The sequence below is a fragment of the Virgibacillus sp. M23 genome (assembly GCF_034190895.1).
GTDB lineage: Bacteria > Bacillota > Bacilli > Bacillales > Amphibacillaceae > Virgibacillus > Virgibacillus salarius.
The window spans coordinates 1-5,660 of record NZ_JAWDHA010000107.1; the positions used below are offsets into that span (position 1 = coordinate 1).

General features: G+C 36.5%; 4 protein-coding genes. 2 read left to right on the forward strand and 2 right to left on the reverse strand.

Annotation, left to right across the window (positions count from 1 at the left end; translation table 11 throughout):
* Window positions 1-399: 399 nt before the first annotated feature.
* Window positions 400-1,614, reverse strand: coding sequence for an NAD(P)/FAD-dependent oxidoreductase (locus RVS70_RS21220; protein WP_321134728.1), 1,215 nt, complete (start codon window positions 1,612-1,614; stop codon window positions 400-402).
* 379 nt (window positions 1,615-1,993) lie between these two features.
* Between RVS70_RS21220 and RVS70_RS21225 the strand changes: the two genes are divergently transcribed.
* Together RVS70_RS21225 and uraA are read left to right on the forward strand one after the other, a co-directional pair.
* Window positions 1,994-2,497, forward strand: coding sequence for an AMP-binding enzyme (locus RVS70_RS21225; RefSeq protein WP_026679623.1), 504 nt, complete (start codon window positions 1,994-1,996; stop codon window positions 2,495-2,497).
* Window positions 2,498-2,777: 280 nt separating this feature from the next.
* Window positions 2,778-4,061 carry a uracil permease gene (uraA, locus tag RVS70_RS21230; protein WP_321134730.1) on the forward strand — a complete coding sequence of 428 codons (1,284 nt, stop codon included), beginning with the start codon at window positions 2,778-2,780 and terminating at the stop codon, window positions 4,059-4,061.
* A gap of 179 nt (window positions 4,062-4,240) precedes the next feature.
* Here uraA and RVS70_RS21235 read toward each other — a convergent pair whose 3' ends face one another.
* On the reverse strand, window positions 4,241-5,428 hold the full coding sequence (locus RVS70_RS21235) for a cation:proton antiporter (protein ID WP_321134732.1): 1,188 nt from the start codon (window positions 5,426-5,428) through the stop codon (window positions 4,241-4,243).
* Between the last annotated feature and the right edge of the window lie 232 nt (window positions 5,429-5,660).

Sequence of the window (5,660 nt, forward strand, 5' to 3'; positions counted from 1 at the left end):
CTAATTACGTAGACTCCTGCGGGAATTGCGCGAGCCGAAAATCCACTTTGCAACGTGTTCTTCTTTGCAAAGTTAGTTAAGGCCGTGCCCGCGGAAAGCGAAGTAATTAGTCGGAGCATTGCCAATAGACATCAAACATTTCAAAATAACTACTTGGCTTAACGCAGTCATTGCACTGATTTTATACTTTCTTAACTTTCAAAAAAAACCATCCGAGCGAAATAAACGCCTGGATGGTCAACCATTTACCTAAAATCTCTCGAATCTTCCATATAATCACTTAAAAGTCTGTAGCCAACCAATGATGCTATGACCAAAAATAATCCGCATAATGTTTTATTTTTCATTTCCCAAATACCTCCTCATTTGATGTAGCTATTTTTTAATAAAATGAGTGTCTTAGAATGGACGGAATTTACCTTTTTTAAGAACTAATTTTGTTCCCCCCATAAGGAATAAAGAACGGTTATCTACCACTTTTTTCATTGCTGCTGCTGCTTTCCCCTGAAGTTTGTAATCATTAAATATATTTCCGATTCCATCAGAAATACCTAGAGAAGCTACCGTACCTTTGTCATGAAAAACAAAGTCAGTTAAAGGTTGGTTTGTAAGAAGTGCAGCTAGATTAGCAGCAACAACATCCGCTTCTTGCATTGCTAATTGTCCAGTAGGAGGATACGGGCGATCTGCTTCTTTATTCCAAACCCATGAACAGTCACCAATAACAAAAATATTCTCTTCACCTTTCATACGTAAGTCGGCGTCAACGTTAACTTTTCCTTTTGTTAATTCAAAGCCTGAATTCCCTAACACAGAGCTACCTTTCACTCCACCTGTCCACACAACAGTACCTGCTTTGATTAGCTCTTTATCGTCTCCAACAATAAACCCTTCCTGTGTACATTCAGAAATGGCAGCACCAATTTTAATCTCGACACCACGATCTTCAAGGGATTTTTTGGCATATGCAACTAACTCTTTATCAAACATTGGCAAGATAGAAGGAGCTGCTTCTACATTTATAATTTTAACTCTGTTACGATCTATGTCATATTTTTTACATAGCTCAGGCACCCTATCAGCTAATTCGCCCACAAACTCAATGCCTGTGAATCCTGCACCACCAACAAGGATATGCAAGCTCTCATCCTCAACGTTCTCTTCGTTGTTATATTTAGCAAATTGATATTCTATGTGTTCACTAATAAGACGACTGGAATCAATATCTTCAATAGCAAAAGCATGCTCTGCCATCCCTTTAATTCCAAAATCATTTGATTCAAAACCAAGCCCAACAACTAAGTAGTCATATTCAATTTCACTATTCTCCAACACAACGCGTTGCTCGTCTTTGTTGATTTTCACAACAGAATCATAAACTAGTCTTACTTTATTTGGGTTAATGACATCACTAATCATCACACGAGCTTGATTTGGATTAATTGTTCCAGCAGCTACCTCATGTAACCAAGTAGATTCATAATGATAATTATGTTTGTTAACTAGTACAATCTCTGCTTGTTCCGGTGATAGCTTTTGTAAGAGACGCTTTGTTGTTGTCAATCCAGCATAGCCTGCGCCCAGAACTACTATTTTTGGTTTGTTTAAACTCATAAAACTTCCACCTTCCTATATTTTACTAACAAAATTCACAGGAAAAGCGCTCTTTCATATTAACTCAAAAATGTTATTATTACTATTTAGAATCGCTTATACCTATTTTAACAATATAATAATCATATCAAAATTTTTATATTTAGGCTAATAATCAGTAGAAGTACAACTAGAATATATACTTATCGTGTTTTTCTACGTTATCACATGGTAAACGTTTGAATCTTTCTTCCAATCAGCCTAATCATTTTACAATTATTCTCAATTTTCGAGCAAACTAAATATTTTTAGTCACAAAAAGTAAAACGCTTACAGGTAAATGTGATATAATTTAATATAAAGTATACTATTAGATAATTGGAACTGAGGTGGGATCTTCATGGGTCAAACAAAGATACGCGTCGTAAACAGTTCGGGAGAGGAAGTAGCGCATAACGGAATTGAAATTGGTGACATTATCGTAAAGGGGCAAGGAACTTTGCAACATGCCGAAAATCGAAACATGATGAAAAATGGCTGGATTTTCACAGGTGATAAAGGATTTATAGATGAGCAAGGTCATATTCATGTGAAAGAACCGTTTAAAGACATTCCAAATCAGCAGGGCACCATTTCTACTGCTAACTTGGAGCAAATCTTAATGAAACACCCACACATTGCCGAGACCGCTATCATCCCATTACCGCATAAAGAACTAGGAGAAATTGCTCACGCCTTTATTGTGCTTGACAACAAATCAGATAGTACGAAGCAAGATATCATTAACTTTTGCAAAGATAGCACCAATGGAACTTCATATCCGCAATCGATTACCTTTGTAGATGAATTACCCAAAACCCCAAGTGGTAAAATTTTAAAAGTAGAGTTACAGAAGTGGTTATAAGCAAATGCTCTGTCTTTTGTTTTTTGACATGATAAAAAAAGAATTGACAGAAACACTTTAAATTGGGATAATATCTAAGATAAGTTCATACGGTTACCTTTAATTCAGTCCCGTGAGGCTGCCAAGGTGTAACAGATGGAATTCTGTTCAATAAAATCAGGAGGAACTTCGTGTTCTACCTCATTTTATAGAAGCACCCTGCCACACACGGCTCGGTGCTTTTTTCTTTTTTTAATCACCCACGGTAACTGTTGGGCCAATTCTTAAAGGGGGAAGAAACATGGCACAATATAAAGAGATTCAAGTAGACGAACGTTTACCCATTTTAAAAAGCTTACCACTTAGTATACAGCACTTATTTGCAATGTTTGGATCTACTGTATTAGTTCCAATTTTATTCGGTGTTAACCCTGCAACCATTTTATTAATGAATGGTATTGGAACGCTAATTTACTTATTTATTACAAAAGGAAAAATACCTGCATATTTAGGATCAAGTTTTGCGTTTATATCACCAGTTTTTGCCGTATTAGAGAATTACGGAGGCGGAACCGGATATAGCTATGTATTAGGTGGATTCCTTGCAGTAGGTGTTGTTTTATCCATCATTGCATTAATTGTTAAATTTATTGGAACAAGTTGGATTGATATAATTTTTCCACCTGCCGCTATGGGAGCAATTGTCGCTGTTATCGGTTTAGAACTTGTACCAACAGCTGCAGAGATGGCGGGATGGATCGCACCCCAAGACGCAGGTGCTTCTTGGACGATGGACACTAGTACAGCTGTAGTCTCACTTTTGACACTTGCAATTACAATAATTTGTTGGGTAACAATGCGCGGCTTCTTAAAAATCATTCCTATTTTGATTGGAATTATTGCAGGCTATATTATTGCATATTTCTTTGGATTGGTTGATTTAACTGCTATTAAAGAGGCAAAATGGTTCTCGATGCCAGAAATTTATCACATGAAATTTGATTGGTCTGCCATACTAGTAATTTTGCCAGCAGCTTTAGTACTTGTACCTGAACATATTGGACATCTATTCGTAACAGGTAATATTGTCAAAAAAGATTTGATGAAAGAACCTGGATTAGACCGCTCGTTAGCTGGTAACGGTATATCTACGATCATCTCTAGCTTTTTTGGATCAACACCGAATACGACATATGGTGAAAACATTGGCGTACTAGCAATAACAAAGGTATATTCCACCTGGATTATTGGAATAGCTTCCGTTATAGCCATTATTCTTTCATTTGTTGGAAAATTGGCTGCATTGATATCATCTATTCCAACCGCAGTTATGGGAGGGATTTCCTTACTTCTATTTGGAATTATCGCAGCTAGTGGTATTCGTATGTTAGTAGAAGTAAATGTGGACTATAACCACTCACAGAATTTGATTCTAACATGTGTCGTCCTTGTCATCGGTATTAGCGGTGCTACAGTTCAAATCGGTTCAGTAGCCCTAACTGGTATGGGGCTTGCTACAATAGTAGCCATATTCCTTGGCCTATTCTTTAAGTTATTAGATGTATTAAAATTATCGAATGAATAGTAAAGATGAGTCCTTTGGAAGAATAGATAAAGTGAAACTTCAATCAGTTATGATTTGTTTATCGCCCACTGATTGTTAGTACCATAAGAGTAGGACCTAAAGGCCTTTGAACCCATTGGAATATAACTGGATGTTTGTATAAAATAAAGGTTTGGAAGATAATATGCTTCCAAACCTTTTTATGAGCCTTTTAATCTTTTGACTAATGGATATACGCTTGAACTTTGGATTACTAATGATAGTAAAATGACAACAAAAATGATGGATATGAATTCACTACTTTTATCAGTAGCTGCTTCGAATCCTAACACTAGTGCCACTGACATTGTTCCTTTAATACCGGTCCAAGCTATTACTGCACATTCCCTTAGAGACATGTACGTTTTCCATGTAGAATGAAATTGGGTCATGGCTGTAATTACCAAAAATCGTACGATTAGCGATCCTAAAAATAGAAGAATAGCAAGCTGCCATTCTGAAAAAACGAGGTACCTTGCTGATTGAATCCCTATAAGTAGAAATATGATAGATAAGATTGTTGGCTCGATAATTCCCCAAAATCCATCCAGTTGATCTCGAAAATGATCCTCTTTTATATTTTTTCCAAATTCATAGGATAGCATCATTCCCGCTGTAACAGTTGAAAGTACACCTGACACGTCCATTAATTCTCCTAAGTAAAAGCTACCATAAGCTACAATGATACTTAACATCACCTGATATTGACGATGGTCGGTATAATGCACTGCCTTGCTCATAAGCCAACCGAATGCAATACCAATCGCAACACCACCTAAGGATACAAGTAAGAATTCACTAACGAAACCACTAAGTGAAAAGGTTGTCCCTTGCGTTAACATACTTAGAAGCACACCAAATACTACAATGCTTGTCCCATCATTAAGCAACGATTCCCCTTCCACAATGTCAGCCGTGTTCCGATCACTAGACGATTTCTTTAATATCGCTATAACCGATACAGGATCTGTTGGTGATAAAATAGCAGCAATCAGTAACGCAGCTATAATGGATATTTGAATAAATAAATTTCCAATTAAATAAACAAAACCACCAAATATAGCTATTGTTAAGAGCAGACCTATCGTTCCTAATCCTCCAATAATATACTTATACTTCTTCCAAGCCATTGTTGGGAATTGATAAGCTGATATAAATAGAAGTGCCGGTAAGAAAACATGAAATATAAGATCTTTTGTTATTGATATGTTCGCGAAATAACTGATTGGTGACAGCGTAATACCTATTAGCACTAATACCGTTGGGACAGGAAAGTACTCTTGCTTCTTGTCTATAGAAAAAACAATGTACCCGATAATTAATAGCAAAAGTATGTGATGGACACTCAAATATACTCCTCCCTCTCTTTATTTACATTGGTAGTAAATCTTATATTTAGAATCCATTTTCCCTATAAGCAAGTAATTTCAAACAATGAACTTATCAATAAGAAGAACTGAGCAAAATTCGCTCAGTCCTTATCACTAAATGCTCAGATTTACGCTTCCTCTAGTAGCTATTATGGAATAATAGCTACTGCTTGCTTGACCACCACTCCGGCTGCCCACTTCCCTTTCCGTG

Excerpts from the sequence above, each read along its gene's own strand:
- RVS70_RS21220 (WP_321134728.1), bottom strand. The coding sequence starts at position 1,614 with ATGAGTTTAAACAAACCAAAAATAGTAGTTCTGGGCGCAGGCTATGCT.
- RVS70_RS21225 (WP_026679623.1), top strand. The coding sequence starts at position 1,994 with ATGGGTCAAACAAAGATACGCGTCGTAAACAGTTCGGGAGAGGAAGTA.
- uraA (WP_321134730.1), top strand. The coding sequence starts at position 2,778 with ATGGCACAATATAAAGAGATTCAAGTAGACGAACGTTTACCCATTTTA.